Genomic DNA, 1,648 nt, shown 5'->3' on the forward strand with positions numbered 1-1,648 from the left:
ATGCCGTGGATCGACTCTCCTACCCTCACCTCATGGCGGTAGTAAGGCGGATCGGCACGACGGAGCTTCCGCTGGAGGTAGATGATGTCACCCTGCTCGATCGGGTAGCCGGGCGGGAAGTCGTTGTAGTCCGTCAGCTTCTTCTCCGAGATATCGAGGTCACGAGCAATGCTGGCGAGGTCATCCTCCTTCTTAGCAAGGACGTAGAGGAGACCATAGCTCTTGTAGATCTCTCGGACACCGGCAGGGGTGGTCTCTCGAGAGGCCGGCTTCTCGTACTTCATAGGAGGCTTTTGGCTAACCGATCGACGTGGCTGCTCGGGGCGGTTATAGGCGTAGTCACGCTCCAGATTACCGTCCACGAGCAGGTAGAGCTGGTAGTCCTCGATGATCTTGATGAGCTTATTGGCGTAGCCTCTGTCAGTGGCGTAGCCGGCACTCTGAAGCCCCTTTGCCCAGCCCTTATAGTCGGTCATGTCTATACGGAAGAGTGAGCTGTACCGGCGGTTCCCCGTGAGGAACTGCCCATGGTCGAGGTAGGAGTCGAGCGGATCATCGTACACCCTGAAGCAGTCGCGAGGATTGTCGTCGCGGTGGTAGGTGCGTGCACCCCGCCAGCTATTGTGGCACTTGATGCCGAAGTGATTATTGGACTTCTGCGCCAGAGCACTTCCTCCCGCCCCGCTCTCCAGCAGACCTTGAGCCATGGTGATGGAGGCAGGTATGCCAAACTGCCTCTGGCTCTGCAGAGCAGCGGGGGCATACTGCCGGATGTAGGCATTGTAGGAGGGGTTCTTCCCCGGCATGGGCATCCGGCTCACCTGCTGATTGGCAGCATTTCGTGTGCTGCCACAGCCGGTGAGGAGCAGGAGCGGTAACAGGAGAGCGAGGACTTTACGAGTCATGGCGTTTTACTTATTATCTAAGACGATACGTTCCTGAGCATCTGTGCCGGCGATGGGTAGAGCGGTAGAGCAATCGAGGTCAATGCAGTACGAGAGAGCCTCCGCTTTCCCCACACGGAGGAGGCGCTGGTAGTGGTCGCTCTGCTTGATGGCGCCCACGATGTCGGACGAGTGGCTGCGGTAGTAGTCGAGCACCATACGAACAGCATCACTACCGAGCGCGTGGCTTCCGGACAGGCGGTCAGCGAGGGCGGCACCGAAGAGTGCATCCTCGATACAGACGTGTCCCTCCCAGCCGGCACAGACGGAGAGGACATGGCGTCCCCGGCAGTACTCTGCCACGGTGCCGATATTGGTGAATGCCCCGACGACCACACTATGCTCCGGACCGAAGCTCATACACTTCTTCAGAGTCCGGGTGCCATTGGTGGTGGTGAAGTAGATCTCCTTGTCACGCACCTGCTCGGGACCATACTCCAGCGGATCATTACCGAGATCGGCAAAGTCGCACTTGACACACTTACGCTCCGCACCGACCAGGTGTCCCGCCGCAGCTGCCGCCTTTGCTTCCTCTATGGTCTCTATGGGAAAGATCCGCCGGACACCATTATCGAAGGCGGCGACCATCGTCGAGCTGGCTCTGAGGATGTCGACCACCACGAAGGTGGTCGGCTCAGTAGGCCTGTAGACATCAAGCAACTCGGGTGAGAGAACAATATCGATCGTATTCATGATAAAAGACT

The 1,648-nt window shown here is 58.3% G+C and carries 2 protein-coding genes; both read right to left on the reverse strand.

Annotation, left to right across the window (positions count from 1 at the left end; translation table 11 throughout):
• On the reverse strand, nt 1-905 hold a 905-nt coding region (locus Q0F21_RS07775), incomplete at its 3' end, for a glucosaminidase domain-containing protein (RefSeq protein ID WP_297238831.1).
• Nucleotides 906-911: 6 nt separating this feature from the next.
• On the reverse strand, nt 912-1,648 hold a 737-nt coding region (locus Q0F21_RS07780; RefSeq protein WP_297238832.1), incomplete at its 5' end, for a 2-phosphosulfolactate phosphatase.

Origin of the sequence: uncultured Porphyromonas sp. (assembly GCF_934359325.1) — a bacterium.
In the GTDB taxonomy this organism is placed as follows: Bacteria; Bacteroidota; Bacteroidia; order Bacteroidales; family Porphyromonadaceae; genus Porphyromonas_A.